The sequence below is a fragment of the Cognataquiflexum aquatile genome (genome assembly GCF_003316845.1).
In the GTDB taxonomy this organism is placed as follows: Bacteria; Bacteroidota; Bacteroidia; order Cytophagales; family Cyclobacteriaceae; genus Cognataquiflexum; species Cognataquiflexum aquatile.
In genome coordinates, this window is sequence record NZ_QMIK01000002.1 from 441,193 (window position 1) to 458,418 (window position 17,226).

Annotated in this window: 14 protein-coding genes; 8 read left to right on the top strand and 6 right to left on the bottom strand. The window is 41.5% G+C overall.

All coding sequences use genetic code 11. From position 1 onward, the window contains the following. Positions 1 to 74 precede the first annotated feature (74 nt). On the bottom strand, positions 75 to 1,562 hold the full coding sequence (locus DQW11_RS08420) for a M14 family zinc carboxypeptidase (RefSeq protein WP_113923608.1): 1,488 nt from the start codon (positions 1,560 to 1,562) through the stop codon (positions 75 to 77). Between the two features lie 90 nt (positions 1,563 to 1,652). Between DQW11_RS08420 and DQW11_RS08425 the strand changes: the two genes are divergently transcribed. Continuing rightward, the gene (locus DQW11_RS08425) at positions 1,653 to 2,663 is read left to right on the top strand and encodes a dipeptide epimerase (protein WP_113923609.1); all 1,011 of its coding nucleotides are present in this window, start codon (positions 1,653 to 1,655) and stop codon (positions 2,661 to 2,663) included. Positions 2,664 to 2,806: 143 nt separating this feature from the next. Here DQW11_RS08425 and DQW11_RS08430 read toward each other — a convergent pair whose 3' ends face one another. Both DQW11_RS08430 and DQW11_RS08435 read right to left on the bottom strand, forming a co-directional pair. Then, positions 2,807 to 4,294, bottom strand: a complete 1,488-nt coding sequence (locus DQW11_RS08430; RefSeq protein WP_113923610.1) for a hypothetical protein — start codon at positions 4,292 to 4,294, stop codon at positions 2,807 to 2,809. Positions 4,295 to 4,670: 376 nt separating this feature from the next. Next, positions 4,671 to 5,657, bottom strand: a complete 987-nt coding sequence (locus tag DQW11_RS08435; RefSeq protein ID WP_113923611.1) for a dipeptidase — start codon at positions 5,655 to 5,657, stop codon at positions 4,671 to 4,673. Positions 5,658 to 5,781: 124 nt separating this feature from the next. Between DQW11_RS08435 and DQW11_RS08440 the strand changes: the two genes are divergently transcribed. Beyond that, the gene (locus DQW11_RS08440) at positions 5,782 to 6,294 is read left to right on the top strand and encodes a 3-hydroxyanthranilate 3,4-dioxygenase (protein WP_113923612.1); all 513 of its coding nucleotides are present in this window, start codon (positions 5,782 to 5,784) and stop codon (positions 6,292 to 6,294) included. A 644-nt stretch (positions 6,295 to 6,938) separates the two neighbouring features. Here DQW11_RS08440 and DQW11_RS08450 read toward each other — a convergent pair. After that, a complete protein-coding gene (locus DQW11_RS08450; RefSeq protein WP_157966074.1) occupies positions 6,939 to 8,285 on the bottom strand; it encodes a BamA/TamA family outer membrane protein in 1,347 nt (448 codons plus the stop codon). Positions 8,286 to 8,453: 168 nt separating this feature from the next. Next, complete coding sequence (locus DQW11_RS08455) at positions 8,454 to 8,942, bottom strand: DUF6702 family protein (protein ID WP_113923721.1); 489 nt, start codon at positions 8,940 to 8,942, stop codon at positions 8,454 to 8,456. A gap of 89 nt (positions 8,943 to 9,031) precedes the next feature. On the opposite strand from DQW11_RS08455, the gene DQW11_RS08460 reads away from it, so the two are divergent. From DQW11_RS08460 to DQW11_RS08480, 5 genes are all read left to right on the top strand, one after another. Further along, entirely contained in the window at positions 9,032 to 9,613 is a 582-nt protein-coding gene (locus DQW11_RS08460) for a HupE/UreJ family protein (protein WP_113923615.1), read from the top strand. A 124-nt stretch (positions 9,614 to 9,737) separates the two neighbouring features. Continuing rightward, complete coding sequence (locus tag DQW11_RS08465; protein ID WP_113923616.1) at positions 9,738 to 12,074, top strand: M1 family metallopeptidase; 2,337 nt, start codon at positions 9,738 to 9,740, stop codon at positions 12,072 to 12,074. 1,047 nt (positions 12,075 to 13,121) lie between these two features. Continuing rightward, entirely contained in the window at positions 13,122 to 14,156 is a 1,035-nt protein-coding gene (gene hemH, locus DQW11_RS08470) for a ferrochelatase (protein WP_113923617.1), read from the top strand. 115 nt (positions 14,157 to 14,271) lie between these two features. After that, positions 14,272 to 15,453 (top strand): CynX/NimT family MFS transporter, encoded by a 1,182-nt coding sequence (locus DQW11_RS08475; RefSeq protein WP_113923618.1) that lies wholly within the window; start codon positions 14,272 to 14,274, stop codon positions 15,451 to 15,453. 174 nt (positions 15,454 to 15,627) lie between these two features. Then, entirely contained in the window at positions 15,628 to 16,230 is a 603-nt protein-coding gene (locus DQW11_RS08480) for a DUF2179 domain-containing protein (protein WP_113923619.1), read from the top strand. A gap of 99 nt (positions 16,231 to 16,329) precedes the next feature. On the opposite strand, the gene DQW11_RS08485 is transcribed toward DQW11_RS08480, so the two are convergent. Continuing rightward, positions 16,330 to 16,758, bottom strand: coding sequence for an META domain-containing protein (locus tag DQW11_RS08485; protein WP_113923620.1), 429 nt, complete (start codon positions 16,756 to 16,758; stop codon positions 16,330 to 16,332). Between the two features lie 79 nt (positions 16,759 to 16,837). Between DQW11_RS08485 and DQW11_RS08490 the strand changes: the two genes are divergently transcribed. After that, complete coding sequence (locus DQW11_RS08490) at positions 16,838 to 17,182, top strand: cupin domain-containing protein (RefSeq protein ID WP_113923722.1); 345 nt, start codon at positions 16,838 to 16,840, stop codon at positions 17,180 to 17,182. Positions 17,183 to 17,226: the final 44 nt, after the last annotated feature.

Consider the following 17,226-nt stretch of genomic DNA (forward strand, 5'->3'; position numbering starts at 1 on the left):
TTGGAAATAATAAGAAAGTGATTCTTAAATTTAGAATAAAACAGGAGGATTAACTTCAATTAAGTCAAATGATTTCAATTGACGCTCATTCTATAATTTTTCCCAATTGGCTTTTCAAGATCCACTAGGTATCCGTTCACCATTGCATATTTTAACACACCGTCTTTGGAAAGGAAGAAATTCGGACTTCCTCCTGTACGGATCCCAAAAGGTATTGAAGTGGCGTTTTTAAATACCAAAATCGGTAAACCATGTAATTCTCTGGCTTCCGATTCCTTTACTTTGACGGCTAGATAACCGGCTTTCAACAATTCCAAAGCTTTTTCAGCACTGATATCGGAGACTTTCGCAAAAGCAGTTTCATAAATTTTACCCTCTGTGATTTCCATTCCGCTTGCATCCAATTCTTCATAGCCATAGAAAATCGACAAATCACCCAAGTCGTCAATTCCTCCACTCACATAGAAAGCGCCATTGGCGTCTATTTCTCTTCTTCGGATACCCAAGTCAATTGGGTAGGACAATGAATCTTTTTTCATCGGAAGGTTTCTGATCATGACATCCATCAGCCTAGTGGCATTTTCGGGAATGGAGTCATATTCGTCCAAAGAATAATTCACAAATGACTGATCGGCGATTTCTTCCATGGCGTGGAGCATGATCATAAAATTGAGTTTGCGGATATATTGCTTTTCAGGATCGTTGGGATATCCGCCGGATTCGATCAGGATGGTGCTGGTACCCCATTTCTGGAAATTGTCTCCAAAAGCCCTCGGCTCAAAAGCATCGTCGTATTTGCCCACATGGCCCGGTGCGACGGCCTCCATCATCCTGTTCATCCCGACGATCACCTGCATGGCTTTTTTGCGGACATCGTTGATTTCTGTTTCGAAATTGTAGGCAGGCGCCAATATGGATATGGTTGCCGGAGTAGCTACTTCCCCTGCAGTGTAATAGGTCTGTTGGTCGTGAAGGTTAAACCCAAATGCCGGAGAAAATGTATCTCTTGCATTTTTCAAGATTACTGCTTCAGGTGAAGCGAGTTTTGCTGCATCTCTATTGAGGTCAATATCCAAAGCATTTCTCCTCATCCAATTATCCATGCCGTCGGGATTGACGATGGGAATAAAGCGGATGGTCAGCTTTTCCAACAGTTTATTTCTCAACTCATCCAAGCCATCATTTTCCCCTTCAAAAAAGTTGAAGAGGTCAAACAAGGCCATCGTCGCCGTGCTTTCATTGCCGTGCATCTGGGACCAAAGCATGACCTTGGTTTCGCCTGTGCCAATGGTCATCTGATAGATTTCCTTTCCTTCTACAGATTTCCCGATTTCTTCCACTGCGAATTTACCTTTTCTGTCTTTGACCAAATGGATCACATCCGCATGCTTAAACCTGCGTTCTGTGATGCTTTTTTCCTGGTATTTCTCATAGGCAAGGTCCAATTCGGTCACATCAACAGCCGTCGATGCTGTTTCCGATTCCTTTGGCTGACAAGAAATGCTGAAGTATAAAATCAAAGAAAAGGCAATCAGGGAAATGGATTTCTGAAGGATTTGCATGGTATCTTAGTGAATGAAATTAATTGTCTAAGTTATAAACTTAGCCAAAAAAATAAATTTACTTTTGCCACAATTCCAAAATAAACCGAAATGAAGCTTTCTTTCTTTGTCCGCGATTTAGTTCTCAAACATACTTTTACCATCGCCCATCAAAGCCGTGATGTGCAGGATACGATCATCGTCAAGCTGGAAGACGGGGATTTTTATGGTTTGGGAGAGACGACGACCAACCCTTTTTACGGGATGACGGCGGAGAATATCTGCAGCAAACTCGAAGAAAGCAGAAGCATTGTTGAGAATGGCAATTGGTCTTCACCAGAAGAACTTTGGGAGATGGGCAAAGGCGTTTTTAAAGACAATCCATTCGCTCAATGTGCTTTGGACTTGGCCGCTTGGGATATTTTTACCAAGAAAAAAGGAAAGAAACTCTACGAGTATTTGGGTTTGGATCCTCAAAATATTCCCCTGACCAATTTCACCATCGGGATTGATTCCCTTGAAAAAATGGTAGCTAAGATGAAAGAAGTCGATTGGCCGCTGTATAAGATCAAACTTGGAACAGGTAATGACCTTGAAATCATCCGTGAACTGAGGAAGCATACCAATTCAAAATTCAGGATTGACGCCAACTGCGCTTGGACTGCACAGCAGGCGATTGCTTATTCGGAAGAACTCGCCCGACTCGGTGTAGAATTTATGGAGCAGCCTTTGGCAAAAGATGACCTCGAAGGAATGAAGGAAGTTTTCAAATATTCCAAACTGCCTGTGATGGCGGATGAAAGCTGCATCGTCGAATCAGACGTCAAAAAATGCCATGGACTTTTTCACGGGATCAACGTGAAGTTGGTAAAGGCAGGAGGAATCACACCTGCCTTGAGTATGATCCGGGAGGCCAAGTCATTGGGCATGAAAACAATGGTCGGCTGTATGACCGAATCATCGATTGGCATCACGGCCATCGCCCATATTGCACCATTGTTGGATTATGTGGATATGGACGGCGCAATGTTGCTCGCAGAGGACATTGCTAAAGGCGTGGTCATTACTCCCGATAGCGTGACTTTTCCTGCGGGAAATGGAATCGGAGCGGAGTTGGATTAGAAATTTTGGATTCAGAGTGGTTCAGACCTTTCGCCACAAAGTGTTTTATTCCTTTTGATCGATTAATCCGTTGATAAGAGAAATTCTTATCGATTTAAACTGAGTTTAATCGTAAGTCCATTTTAAATTTCAAAATCATTAACTTAAAACATCTGCAGTTTATTCCAATATGGTTGTAAGAGACAATTATTGAAATTATAATCTTTGGATATTTCTATTTTTACCAATGATTTTTCATGATGGGCAAAAACCTGTATTTGGTCTTCCAAGACATTTAATTGGAGAGGTTTAATTACCCCTTCAATTGTTCTTTCTTTATTTTCCTCCCACCAATTCCAGGAACCACTTTTGGAAGATCTGAGAACCAAAAAATCGTAATACCCCCAAAACCCATCTGATAGCACATGAATATCCCCAGTAGAATCCATCTCGACATCTTTGATCCCTCCCATTGCAATTTTTTGTTGATTAGGAAATTCGAGTGGGCCCTTCATCGGAAATTCTCCAATTTTTTCTTTGGAAATGATAGTGTTCCCTTCTTTATCCAACAAATCATAAAACCAATAAGAAATCTCAACAATCGAGTTGTACTCAGAGTAGGCAAAGCCTAGAATATCTTCATCAGATTCAAAGTAGTTGCGTGTCACATTATCAGGCCATTGTCGTATTAAGGTTTTCTGGCCATCTTTATCTATTTTGAACAAATTGGGGATTTCCATTCCCAAAGCTCCAGTACAGAACACAGTACCATTCGTGAAAATCTTTTCAATCACAAACCCATGGTCTGCATTGAGTTTCCAAATCAATTGTCCTTCTGGGTCATATTTGATGAAATTATTTTCAGGAGGATTTCCCGTTTGATCAAAAAAGGAAAAATAAAAATCACCTTCAGGACCAAGCCCAAAAGAACCAACTTTCTTGTTTGTCGGAATATTAATTTCTTTAATCACATTCCCATCCAAGTCCAGGATTATTAGATTGGCATACCTTGCCCCCCCCACTTTAATCGCCTGTCCTGCCAGATATATCAATTGATCTTTGATCTTCAAAAACTCCGCATTACCCGTTCCCCAGGATTTTTTCCATTCCAAGACACCCTTGTTTGAGTATTTTTGCAATTCAAATTCATTGGTATTTTCATCTCCTCCATGTTGTTTGGAAGACATTAAAACTGAACCATCATCCAAAAATTTATATGGTCTTCCTTCGTCTTCATTATAAAATCCAAAAGGGGTTCTCGTAATAGAGCTTTTTAATTTTGATGGTGTATTGGCTTTTTCAATATCTAAATGGACTGTATTAGGACTGATAATTGACTTTGATTTATAGCTACCTAAAATGGGAATTATTGTTGCATCAGGTTTGATTTCCGGAGTAGCAGCAGTAAATATCCCCTCTGAATTAATTGAGCCTAATAGAGGGTCTATTGGATCAAAAGAAATTTGAGAAATAGGAATTTCAAGCTTTTGGGAAAGAGAGAAAGCCCTTATCTGAGTACTTTGACCGGCACAAATAGATTGGCGATCCGCAAAAAGGTAAATATCTTGGTCAAATCCCCCTAAATCAGGACCCATTTCACTTTCGTCACAGGAAATTAAAGCAATAAGAAAAACAATCAATAACCTTTTCATATCCTTTTTTTATGAAATTTCGACAATAAAAAAGCTATTAAATAGAATTAAAATTGATTGTTTTAGGAAAATATCCAAGTTAAGATTTTTATTTTTGCATTTTTTGCAAATTAAATATTGAAAGGATAAAGAAATTTGAACTCTTGAAATTTTGATTTTGGTTATTGATAATTTAATACTTTGGTTATCCGAAATCCAACTGTTAGTATTTCAAATAACCATATAGGTTTTCCTTCATATTCATTCTCTTACAACAAATCCTTAAAAAACCGGTGTCGCCAGTGACTTCACTGACGTCCTCCTCAATTCAACTTAAAACGAAATTGAATGAGGACACTCACTTTGGCTTAGAATCAATACTAAATCTGTTGGTATTTTAAAGAAAGGTTTTAAAAAACCGCTGACAGTTTTTGTAGGCTAATTTTTCCAATTGTGATGGAGGAAGAAGATCCGACAATTCATCCAAAAAGGAAGGATATTTGGAGGCGTCCTCGACCAAAGGGAAATAAAATGGATGGCGCTTTTTGTCAGGGAAATCCTTGGTATAGAAGAAATCTGCACCGAAACAGAGACAATCTTCCCCGCCGATTTCGATTCCGTGAAGGATATGGTCGATGATCGTTTCAGGATTTTTATCATCCAAAAATGCCCTCAGGAAGTTGATGCCGATGATTCCTTTCCTCCTGATTACCTCTTGGGCAAATTCATCCGTAAGGTTCCTCTTATGTTTCCAAATGCTCCGCATATTGGAATGGCTTGCGATGACAGGGATATGAAGTTTGTTGGTATCGATGTGCTTCAGGATTCCTTCCGCCAATAAATCAGAAGTATGCGACAGGTCAATGGCGATGTTCCTGCCTGAGATATAATCCAAAATCTTCTTTCCGTCATCTTTCAGGCCGATGCCTTCGGTGTAATTGCCGCCGCCAAACCTGTTTTCGGTATGGTGGGTAAGGCTGATGTAGACAATTTTAGAAGTCAGCTTGATCAGGTTTTCCAATTGGTCAAAAGCTGCCGCAATCGGTGCTTTTTCATCTGCCAATCCTGCAGCATTTTCAACCGCTGCGATCAGACCGATCTTACTGTCCAAATCCATGCTTTCCAAAAAACCTTTGTCCACCTGAGAAACGTCCTTTGCGTAATCCCTGAGCAGCATCCTGTACTTTTCTGCTTGGCGGGTGGCGGATTCCATGCTTCCCGCAGCGACATCTGTGTAGATGGCACAGACCTGCATTTTGACATTACCTTTTTTCAATAAAGGCAGCGCACAGGCAATGTCGCTGGATTTGTCAGGGGCGGCATTTGGGATTTTGGCCAGGTAAGATAGGATGTCGCAATGGGTATCGATGATGGGAAGATTCATAAATCAGAAGGATTGAGCCTCAAAGTAAGGCATAAAATGAGAGTTTTTTTATACTTTTAAAATTCATTGCAGATGAAAACCTAAGTCAGTCATCTGTTGTTTTTTTCTTTAAACCAATAAAAAAATGTCCATTTCCAAACCTATCAATTTTCAAAAGTGGATCGAAGAAAACCGTCACCTGCTCAAGCCCCCTATCGGAAATCAGGTCATCTATCAGGGCAATGATGATTTTATCGTCATGGTCGTCGGCGGACCCAATTCGAGGAAAGACTTCCACTATGATGCGGGCGAGGAATTTTTTTATCAGATCGAAGGGGATATCACCTTGAAGGTTGTCGATGAAGGCGAGGTAAAAGAGGTGCAGATCAAAGAAGGTGAAATGTTCCTCCTTCCGGCTAGAATGCCCCATTCACCAAGAAGACCTGCGAATACGATCGGGTTGGTTTTTGAGCGGTACCGAAGAGCGGGAGAGAAAGATGGATTTATCTGGCACTGTGAAAACTGCGGCAACAAGCTCTATGAGGAATATGCCGAAATCACCGATATCGTCAACCAACTTCCTCCGATCATGGAGCGGTTTTGGAATAATCCCGAGCAAACCAAGTGCAAAAAATGTGGAACGGTGATGCAGAAGTGAGTGAGAACACGGGGCTTTTTTTTAAGCGTTTATTGACACTACTCCTTCACTTTAGCGTGGTTTATTATGTCGTTTTCTGACCAAATCCATTTCCCGTTGTTATTTTATTTCATGAAAGGCCTCCTTTTGATCTTTATTGGATGGTCATTAAAAACATCTGAAAGATCAATTTATACGATTCCACTTTGGCTTTTTTTATTTTCGGAATCTTACCTTTTGGTTAGACTTCAAATACTTGGAAGTTGGAAACCGATATTTTCAATAATTGGGTTTTTAGCTGAGCTGTTTGTCGCAGTGATATTTATTTACGAGGGATTTAAAAGTAAAAAGCCGGAAAAAGATAGGCTGTTTCTGTTTGCGGTAGCATTACTTATTTTCCTCAGGTTTATTTTTATCGGGTTGTTTTTTCAGGAAATGGAAGCAGGAATGAATTACTTTCTTGTGTCAAACATAATGCTTTCGTTTTGCTGTATTGCTTTTATCGGAATTCCCAATGAGAAAGAGAATTTTGGAATTCAGTCTAAAATATGCGTTATTGTTTTGGTCAATTCAATGATCGGCTTTTTCAACCTAATTGTTTGATTGGGGCATTTTTCCCGACTTTTCTATTCAGGAAATCCATAAATTAGTTTGATGACGAGAAATCAAAAAGTTTCGCCGATCGCAAAATAGAATCCCCTAGAACCGTTTTGTCCAAAAGCCATATCCACGGCTAGATTCAGCCTTCCGGTTTTATTTAACATCACTCTTGCACCAAATCCTCCGGCCGGTTTTGTCGCTTCAAATAAATTAAGCTTGGGAGCGTCAATGTCAAATACCTGAAGTGCATTTCTGGAGGTAGAGGTGATACTTCCAAACAAAACCCCGCCAATCAGCCCATTTCTTGTAACAGGAAACCTATATTCTCCCTCTGCCGATACCCAATTTGGGCCTCTAAACCTTCCTGCAACATATCCTCTACCCATCCGATTCCTCATGTCACTTGCATTGAATGGCAAGTGCATGTAAGGAACTTCGCCCGACAAAATGAAATGTCCGATGCCCCAAAATCCAAGAATGTGCCGTGGCCTATTGGGGGACAAGGTTTTGAACAGACGGGTTTCCAGATACAACTGATCAAAATTCGTACTTGAGGCAAGAAATCTTGAATTGACACGGTAGGAAACCTGCAAAAATTTTCCTGAATAGGTATTGACAGTATGGTCCCTACTATCGAGGACAAAGTTGACACTAGTGCCGGAGGTTTTATATCCTGTGGGGTCGATTCCGTAAACCCATGAATACCCGTAGTGACTTGTAATGACCGGTTCTGGGGCCTCCAAATCAAGCAGGAGATCTTTGATATTGATATGCGCGTCGAGGTGATAACCGATCCCTGCGTATATTTTTTTGCCGATGGATCTTAAGGCCGTATAATGAAACCTGAGCTGATTGAATTCCAAAGGCTGAGATCCTTCAATTCCACTCGTCACAAATTCTCCAATATTCCAGGCATCCTGTACCGGTTGGTTGTTGTCGCTTCCCAAGCCATAGGTGTTCTCCGTAAACTTGGCATATTTGATATCGACGAGCATTTCCCATTTGTTCTCATTGGTCATGATGGTCCCCCGGATATTGGCAATGACCTGGTTTTTGGTGGTGAGAGAAACCGAGCTGGTGATGTTGGAAACATTGGTGGTCTTGGGATCCCCCAAATACATGGCTCCTGTGAATCCTACTCCGTAAAAGAATCCCAATAATGGATTGGACCCAATAGTCGGGACCAAAAAGTACATCAGTTTTCCTTTTTGGGGCATCCCGGATGCTGCATCTTTTGCGGCTTTATTTCTCCTGATGACTTGGATCAGATCGGTGGAGTCCATATAATTCAACACGTTGGGCTGAGTCCGGTTGACTTGGGCTGAAACATAATTGTTGTCAAGGAAACACCCTAAAAGCATTACAGAACCTAACAGAAAAGTTAAACGGGTTTTGAATTTGATTATACGCATTTTCGGTTAGGTTATAGAGTAAAGTTAATGACAAGAATTTGAGAAAAATGAACAGTTCCGTCTAGAATTTTTGATTCAAAACGGGATTTTGTTTAAAATACACTGGTCTATTTAATACTTCTTGATAGCGAAGTTTCTTATACTATGATTATTGAAATTATAAAGCCCTCAAAAATTCAGTTCTCCCTTTTCATTGTCTTTGTATAATATCAGGCTTTTCGGACTTTTTTCCAGATAAAAATTAATGATGTTTTGTTGGCTTTCAAAATTGGAGATCAAAACCTCATTTTTGATTCCAACATTTTTTGGTAGAGGAACATTTGATGCTTCCAAATAGAACCATGCCGCTTCCTCCTCGATCTCATATCCCAAATAGGATAGTTTTGCTGTTTGACCATTGACCTTGATTTCGTTTTTCTCCAAAAGGTAAGCTTTTACCATTTTCTCCAGGTCAGCTTTATTTTTTGGATTCAGGAAATCCACTTTGGTGTTGAATTTTTCTCCTAAAGCAATTTCCAGGTCGTCCCAAAATATCTTTTGGGCAATTTCAAGACTTTGGTTGGTTTGGTTGTAGCGGATTTCGGTCAGACTGATGTAGAAGGGATGAAATAAGACCTTCCATCCCAAAAAGAACATGAATATGTAATTGAATTGCATTTGGGTCACCATATTTTATTTTCTTTGCAAATTAGACAGAAATCAAATAGTCTTGTGCGCCTTTTGGGCACAATAATCAAAAAACGCAAATGGGACAGTTTCAGCTGTATTTTCAGTTAGGCATTCAACATATATTGGATTTAAAAGGATTTGACCATATCCTCTTCGTGGTGGCGCTTTGTGCGATTTACGTGACGAGGGACTGGAAAAAAATCTTGATTTTGGTTACCGCATTCACCATTGGTCACTCGATTACCTTGGCTTTGGCAACGCTGAAGTTGGTAAAAGTCAATTCTGACTGGATCGAATTTCTGATTCCGGTTACCATTGCGGTGACTGCAGTGAGCAATATTTTCAGCCCAAAACCAAGTTCGGGCAGAGGCATTCAGATCAATTATGTCTTTGCGCTTTTCTTTGGCTTGATCCACGGATTGGGTTTTTCCAATTACCTCAGGTCACTTTTGGGCAAGGAAGCATCGATTTTCCAACCATTACTTGCTTTCAACCTTGGTTTGGAAGTAGGGCAGTTGGTTATCGTGACGATCACGGTGGTAGTTGCCGGATTGCTTGTAGGCCTCGTTGGCGTAAACAGAAAGGATTGGGCGCTTGTTATCTCTTCCATCGTATTGGGGATGGCTGTCATGATGATGATTGATACCAAGTTTTGGTAGCCAAAATAAAATTTGCCTTTGGTAAAATATTGAATACATCATTTATAAAAAAAGTATTAATTCGAGTTTGGATTAAAATTATACCGATTTCAGAATTCACCCGCTTTAGAATAATTACCATAATATGAAAAGAATCTTATCAGGAGCAATTATTGCTTTTAGCTTAATGCTCTCCCTGCCGGCTTTGGCACAATGGTCAGAGCAAAACCATGCAGAGCGTTTTGAGCAGCTCGGCCCCATGCTCCGCAGTCCAAATGTGTACCGCACTGCATCAGGTGCACCAGGACACCAATATTGGCAGCAAAAAGCCGATCACGAAATCCAAGTAGAACTGAATGACGAAAACCAATCCATCAAAGGCTGGCAGAAAGTCACTTACTACAACAATTCCCCTGATCCGCTCAAATACCTTTGGATCCAACTCGATCAAAACGAAAGGGCGAAAGATTCCAACACCCCAAAAATTGCTCAAAGCAATATCGATGAAAGAATGAACCTCCGTCAATTGGAAGGCATTCTTTGGCATGACCTGGATTTGGGATATAAAATCCTTTCTGTGAAAGACCTTTCCGGAAAAGATATTCCGATCACCATCGTCAAAACCATGATGCGTGTGGATTTGCCACAGCCGCTGATGCCCGGTCAGAAGACAGAATTTACCATGGATTGGACTTTCAATATCCATGACAGGATGAGCTTCATCGGCGGACGTCCTGGATATGAGTATTTTGAAAAAGACGGAAACTACCTCTATACCATGGCTGAATGGTTTCCAAGAATGGCTGTTTACTCAGATTTCCAAGGATGGCAACACAAGCAATTCGTCGGAAGAGGGGAATTTGCTTTGACATTCGGAGATTACAAAGTGAAGATCACCGTTCCTGCTGACCACATGGTCGGTTCTACAGGGGTTTTGCAAAATGCGGACAATGTACTCAGCGCAACAGAACTCGACCGTTGGAAGGCTGCACAGAAGACTTTTGACAAGCCTGTGGTAATCCGTACCCAAGCAGAAGCCGAAAAATTAGAAAAAACCAAAGCCAAGGACAAAAAGACCTGGGAATTCCATGCTGAAAACGTAAGGGATTTTGCCTGGACTTCTTCCCGCAAATTCATTTGGGATGCTATGGCGGTGAAGCAAGGTGGCAATGAGGTAATGGCCATGTCTTACTATGCCAAAGAAGCCAATCCGCTGTGGGGACAGTATTCTACCAAAGTGGTTGCCCATACTTTGAAGTCTTATTCTTCTAGAACTTTTGATTATCCATACCCTGTGGCAATCTCTGTGGAGGCTACCAACGGCATGGAATACCCAATGATCTGTTTCAATTATGGACGTCCCGATGCGGACGGTACCTATTCCGATGCAGTCAAATACGGCATGATCTCCGTGATCATCCACGAAGTGGGACACAATTACTTCCCGATGATCGTCAACTCAGACGAAAGACAGTGGTCTTGGATGGATGAGGGTTTGAATACTTTCATGCAGTTCCTAGCCGAGCAGGAGTGGGACAGAGACTATCCATCAAGGAGAGGTCCTGCCCATAAAATCGCCCCTTACATGGCGAGTGAAAAAAGCACCCTCGAGCCGATCATGACCAACTCAGAAAACATCATCCAATTTGGACCAAATGCGTACGCAAAACCTGCAACGGCATTGAACATCCTGAGAGAAACCATTATGGGCCGCGAGCTTTTTGACTTTGCGTATCAGGAATATGCGACACGTTGGATGTTCAAGCATCCAACTCCCGAAGATTTCTTCAGGACAATGGAAGATGCTTCAGGAGTGGATTTGGATTGGTTTTGGAGAGGTTGGTTCTATGGTACTGAGCCGGTTGACATCTCTTTGGAAACAGTAAGCTGGTACAAACTCGACAACAGAACTCCGGCAGAGAAAAAAGCAGACCAAAAGAAGGAATTTGACAAAGAGGAAACTTATGTCAGCAAAGAGTACAACCGAAAGGACATTCCGCAAACTGTGGTGGAAGCCGATCCAAGTACCAAGGACTTTTACAATAGCTACAATCCGTTTTCTGTGACTCCTGAGGATGAAAAAGCCTACAGGGATTTTATGGCAAGCCTCAATCCAAAGGAAAAAGAATTGGTCAACTCAGGTATGAATTTCTACGAAATGAAATTCAAGAATGTGGGTGGATTGGTGATGCCTTTGATCATTCAATTCAACTATGCAGACGGAACTTCTGAGGTCGAAAGAATCCCTGCCGAAATCTGGAGATTGAATGAATCTGAGGTAAGCAAGGTATTTGCCAAGAAAAAAGAAGTAAAAAGCATTGTCCTCGATCCGTACCGCGAGACTGCTGACATCGACGAATCCAACAATGCCTGGCCAAGACAGCATGCGCCAAGCAGGTTTGAGATGTTCAAAGGAGGAGGAAGAGTGAGAGGCGCTTCTGCCGGAGATAATCCAATGAAGAAAGCGGCTTCTAAGAAGTAAGCAGTCTCAGTATGCAGTAATCAGTTTTTGATAGCGTCATCCTGAAGGAGGTACGACTGAAGGATCCCTTTTATTTTAGGAGAGACTCTTCGTTACACTCAGAGTGACGGCGCAGAAAAATTCGTCATTGGGAAGGAGATAAGACCGAAGGATCTCTTTAGGAAATGTATGCTTGACAAAAGAAGAAAAAGAAAGGGAAGCAGGTATTCAATCTGCTTCCTTTTTTTTCTTCCATTGACCGGATATCAATTTATTAACGGATTTCTGAATTTCCTTCTTTAGAGAAATTTTATAATGGAACTACTGTGGGGAGGAAGAAATTTTTCCGGGCCGGCGCGGGCTGTGTGGGTGGGAGGATTAAAATTTCTTGAACTTTTTGGTTACTTTTTGTTTCAAGACAAAAAGTGACTAAAGGTAAAACCTTAAAAAAATTTTGATTTTATCGGCTGAAATAACAATTGTTTAGAAATAGTGGCTGTAATTGAGAAACATAATCCTTTATTCAAGGATATAATTCCATTCAAACATTATCCCTGCCTGAAAATTCAATGTGCAGTATTTATTCCATGCTCCATATAATCAAGAAAAGCCAAAATCAATGACCCGATAATCATCAATAAATAAAACCTTGTCCACCAAGTAACCCTAGAGGAATTGTAGTATTTATTCCAATATTGTGTGAAAACCCATCCAATAAGGCCAGAGGATATCAGTTGGAAAAATGTATTTACTATTGAAAGGCTAAATGTGGAATCAGATAAAAAATACTGTACCAAAAAAGATACTGGGGTTAAAATTAAAATCCACTAGTACTTTTTTATTTTAGACATCTTTTGTTGGAATGAACTTTAAGTAAAGTTCTAAAGATCTTTTAAAAATCAAGTTTTTTAAGACAAAATCTTTTTACCATAGAATAGTAATAGCCAAATCATTTCCTGATCCATCATGAGATAAGTCTATCCACTCTTTATCTAAATCCATTGGCATTTTCCAACCAAAAGCCTGTTATTTGGTTCTCTTTAAAATTATAAAGAATTCGAAACAGAAATGAGTAAAAATAAAGCAAAAATCGGTGTGCTATTGGTCAACCTCGGAACTCCCGACAGTACAGCCACCGGCGATGTCAGGAAATATTTAAGGGAATTTTTGATGGATGGAAGGGTTATCGATTTTCCATTTATCCCAAGATGGGCATTGGTCAACCTCATCATCGCACCATTCCGTGCTCCAAAATCCGCGCATGAATACCGAAAACTTTTTACCGAAAGGGGTTCACCGCTGATGTACCATACCGTAGACCTGACCGAGAAACTTATCAAAGTCTTGGACCCTGAAAAATACCATGTGGAATTTGCCATGCGCTATCAGACGCCAAGTATCGAACAAGGCCTGGAAAAGCTGAACAAAGCCAATGTCAAAAAAATCATCGTACTTCCGCTTTTCCCGCAATACGCTTCCGCTACCAACGGTTCTGTGGTAGACAAGGTCATGGAAATAGCACGTACCTGGCAGATCATCCCGAATATCACTTTTATCAACAACTTCGTCGATCACCCGCTTTTTGTGCAGGCATGGACCGAATTGGGAAAAGAAATGATGGAAAAGGAAGAATACGATACTTACCTTTTTTCTTACCATGGACTTCCGGAGCGACAGATCCGAAAAGGTTCTGTGGATGGATACTGCCAACTCAGTGACAAATGCTGTGGCAACTATACCAAGAAAAACCAGTTCTGCTACCGCGGTCAGTGCTTCCATACCACAAGATTGATCGCTGCCAAATTGGGTTTGCCGGAAAATAAAGTTGTGACCTGCTTCCAGTCCCGACTCGGGAAAGACCCTTGGATCAAACCCTATACCGAAGACCTGATCAAGGAATTATCCGCAAAAGGAGTAAAAAAAGTACTCGTTTTCTCCCCTGCTTTTGTGGCGGATTGCTTGGAAACTACCGTGGAGGTAGGCGAAGAATACAAGGAGCAATTTGAAGAACTTGGCGGTGAAAAATGGGATTTGGTTCCAAGCTTAAACTCAAGAGATACTTGGGTGGCCTGTGTCAAGGATTTGGTGGAGGAGAATTCATAGGGTAGAATTGGAAGATTGGAAGATTTGAAAATTGAAAAATTACCTTGTATTCATTCTCGCTTCTCGTCTCTATTTTTTTTAAAAAAATGGAACCTCCTATAAATATCAAACCCAGTTGACTCCCTATCCCCAACCTTTCTACAAAAAACCTTGGTTCCTGATTTTGGGGATTTTGTTGGTTTCTTTCAACTTGCGACCTTCCATTACTGCCGTCGGACCATTGATACCCATGATCCGGGAGGACTTGGGCCTTTCCAATGGTTGGGCAGGATTTCTCACCACCTTGCCACTGTTGACCTTTGCTACGTTTTCTCTTTTTTCGGCAGCCATAGGAAAGCAACTCGGCAACTCAAAAGCCATCCTTTATGCCTTGGCTCTAATCCTTATCGGGACAGTCATTAGGGTTCAGGGAGGTCCGGAATGGCTTTTTATAGGCACAGGCCTGACCGGAATCGGGATTGTCATCTGCAATGTGTTGTTGATTCCTTTGATCAAGCACCTTTTGCCCACCCAGATCGGGCTGATTACTGCGTCCTATACAACAGGCATGAGTTTATTTGCAGCCGTGGCATCCGGCATTTCTGCCCCCATGGCCATTGACTTGGGTTGGGGATGGAGAGGATCGCTGTTGACTTGGGCGGGATTGTTGGTATTGGGGATTTTGATTTGGTGGCCTCAGGTCAAGCTTCATCCCAAAAACAAAAAGACTGTAGATACCCATGCAAAGGTAAATGTCTGGAAATCGAGCTTGGCATGGAATATCTGCCTATTTATGGGCGTGCAGTCTTTGCTGTATTTTACCATCATTGCCTGGCTTCCTGATATGTTGGTTTCTAGGGGATTTTCAGCAGTTGAGGCAGGATTGATCCTTTCCATCATGCAGATGATCGGATTGATCGGTTCATTTTTGGCGCCGATGATTGCGGTCCGATTCAAGGACCAAGTCGGTATCGTCGTGGTGATAGGTTGCATGTACCTGATCGGCTTTTCCTCTCTTTTCAGCCAAAACCATTGGGTGAATTATGCCGGACTTGCCTTGGCGGGATTGGGATTGGGTTCAAGTGTTTCCCTTGCCTATACCTTGATCGGATTGCGAACCCACCATCAAAAAACTACTGCCTCACTATCCGGAATGGTCCAATCCACCGGTTATTACCTTGCAGCATTAGGACCGCTGCTTTTTGGGATTACCTTTGATATTTTTCACGATTGGGATTTTCTCATCTACCTGATGCTCACCTGCTCTGTATTGTTTATCTATTTTGGAGCAAAATCCGGAGTCGCCAAAGTCATCTGATTTCCAAAACGCAAGTTGTCAAAATCCCTTTTCTTAAAAATTAGATGGCTTGAAGTTCACTTAAGCCAGCTGTTGACCGTCGTCAGTGGACAGTGGACGAATTCAAAGAATAATCTTTGGTTTCGAACGTTTCCAACTTGTGAAGCTGTTACCTTTGTAAAAAAATAAACTGCGATGCAAGAGTATTTTACTTCGTTGGGGATCCCGCCTGAAGTATTCAATTACGTGATTATGCCAATCCTGATTTTTTGTGCCAGGGTGATGGATGTGTCTATCAACACGCTCAGGATCATGTTTGTCATGAACGGCAAAAAGAAAATCGCTCCAATTTTGGGTTTTTTCGAGTCCCTGATCTGGCTTTTGGCAATCGGGCAGATATTTCAGAATATCGACAACCCCATGTCCTATGTGGCTTACGCAGGAGGATTTGCGATGGGAACATTTGTCGGTATGACGATTGAGGAGAAACTCGCTTTGGGAAGAGTCTTGGTCCGAGTGATCACTCCCGAACCGATGCCCACTCTCATAGAATACATGAAAGAGCATAATTTTAGGTTTACCTCTGTAGGTGCCGAAGGACGCTATGGAAAAGTAAACCTACTTTTTACCGTTATGAAGAGGGATGACCTCACCGGTTTTATCGGAAAAGTAAAGTCAATCAATGACAAAGCATTCTACACCATCGAAAGCGTCAAAAGAATCAGTGAAGATGACCTCAATGTGATGGACGACAAACCGAGATTTACGACGAAGGTGTGGAGTAGGGTGAGGAAATAATTTGGTTATTGGTTAAAAGTAATTGGTAAATGAAAAAGGCAGGTCATTTTTTCTGACCCGCCTTTTACTTTTTACCTCTTACCTATCGCCATAAAATGGTTAAGGTTTCGCCTGCGGAATAAAGCTCATCAGTTCTTTGGCGGCGCCGTCGAGTAAGGTAAGTTTGTTTTTGTTGACTTTGAAGTTGGCAACTTGGGATAGGGCGGAGGTGAAATTTTTTTCTCCATCTCCCGGACAGGCTTTTCTGGTCATGGCACCCGGGTCCAATTTCAGGGATGTTCCTTCAAGGTTGAAGTTGCCGTTGAAATTATTGCATCCCGCAAAACCTGCCAGTTTTCCACCTTCCTGAAAATTGAGAAAAGGGAGACCTCCTGCGAACTTTGCAGGATCCAAAGCTTTTCCCAACATGGAGTTCAGCACCCAATTGTTTCCGGTCAAAAGACTCAGCGGGTTCAAATTTCCAACCGAGCTACAGGAAGATAAACCCAGGAAAATCGTCAAAATAAAGATACCTGATAATTTTTTCATAAGATTACATGTAAAGAGTTGACCTAATTTAGTGAGGGAATTCCAAAAAAATCAAATTTCAATCCTTTATTTTAACCCCATGAAAAGTACGCCATTTCAATTTGAAAATGATCTGCCATGGCAAGAAGCCGATCAGGGAATCCAAAGGAAAATGTATGGTCATGATGAGCAGGTCATGATGGTCAAAGTCAAATTTGAGGCGGGCGCGATCGGTAACCTACACAGCCATCATCATAGTCAGGTGACGTATGTGGAAAGCGGTATTTTTGATATGACCATTGGTGTGGAAACAAAAAGGATCAAAACAGGGGATGGGTACTATGTCAAGCCACATGTGATGCATGGAGTGGTGTGCATCGAGCCTGGGGTGTTGATCGATGTGTTCAGTCCCATGCGCGAGGATTTTTTGAAGACTGAAGAATAACGGCCGTTATCCCAAGTCAGGTCAGTATTCCAATATCCAAATAA

Excerpts from the sequence above, each read along its gene's own strand:
- DQW11_RS08425 (WP_113923609.1), top strand. The coding sequence starts at position 1,653 with ATGAAGCTTTCTTTCTTTGTCCGCGATTTAGTTCTCAAACATACTTTT.
- DQW11_RS08420 (WP_113923608.1), bottom strand. The coding sequence starts at position 1,562 with ATGCAAATCCTTCAGAAATCCATTTCCCTGATTGCCTTTTCTTTGATT.
- DQW11_RS08435 (WP_113923611.1), bottom strand. The coding sequence starts at position 5,657 with ATGAATCTTCCCATCATCGATACCCATTGCGACATCCTATCTTACCTG.
- DQW11_RS08440 (WP_113923612.1), top strand. The coding sequence starts at position 5,782 with ATGTCCATTTCCAAACCTATCAATTTTCAAAAGTGGATCGAAGAAAAC.
- hemH (WP_113923617.1), top strand. The coding sequence starts at position 13,122 with ATGAGTAAAAATAAAGCAAAAATCGGTGTGCTATTGGTCAACCTCGGA.
- DQW11_RS08465 (WP_113923616.1), top strand. The coding sequence starts at position 9,738 with ATGAAAAGAATCTTATCAGGAGCAATTATTGCTTTTAGCTTAATGCTC.
- DQW11_RS08460 (WP_113923615.1), top strand. The coding sequence starts at position 9,032 with ATGGGACAGTTTCAGCTGTATTTTCAGTTAGGCATTCAACATATATTG.
- DQW11_RS08430 (WP_113923610.1), bottom strand. The coding sequence starts at position 4,294 with ATGAAAAGGTTATTGATTGTTTTTCTTATTGCTTTAATTTCCTGTGAC.
- DQW11_RS08450 (WP_157966074.1), bottom strand. The coding sequence starts at position 8,285 with ATGCGTATAATCAAATTCAAAACCCGTTTAACTTTTCTGTTAGGTTCT.
- DQW11_RS08490 (WP_113923722.1), top strand. The coding sequence starts at position 16,838 with ATGAAAAGTACGCCATTTCAATTTGAAAATGATCTGCCATGGCAAGAA.
- DQW11_RS08455 (WP_113923721.1), bottom strand. The coding sequence starts at position 8,942 with ATGCAATTCAATTACATATTCATGTTCTTTTTGGGATGGAAGGTCTTA.
- DQW11_RS08485 (WP_113923620.1), bottom strand. The coding sequence starts at position 16,758 with ATGAAAAAATTATCAGGTATCTTTATTTTGACGATTTTCCTGGGTTTA.
- DQW11_RS08480 (WP_113923619.1), top strand. The coding sequence starts at position 15,628 with ATGCAAGAGTATTTTACTTCGTTGGGGATCCCGCCTGAAGTATTCAAT.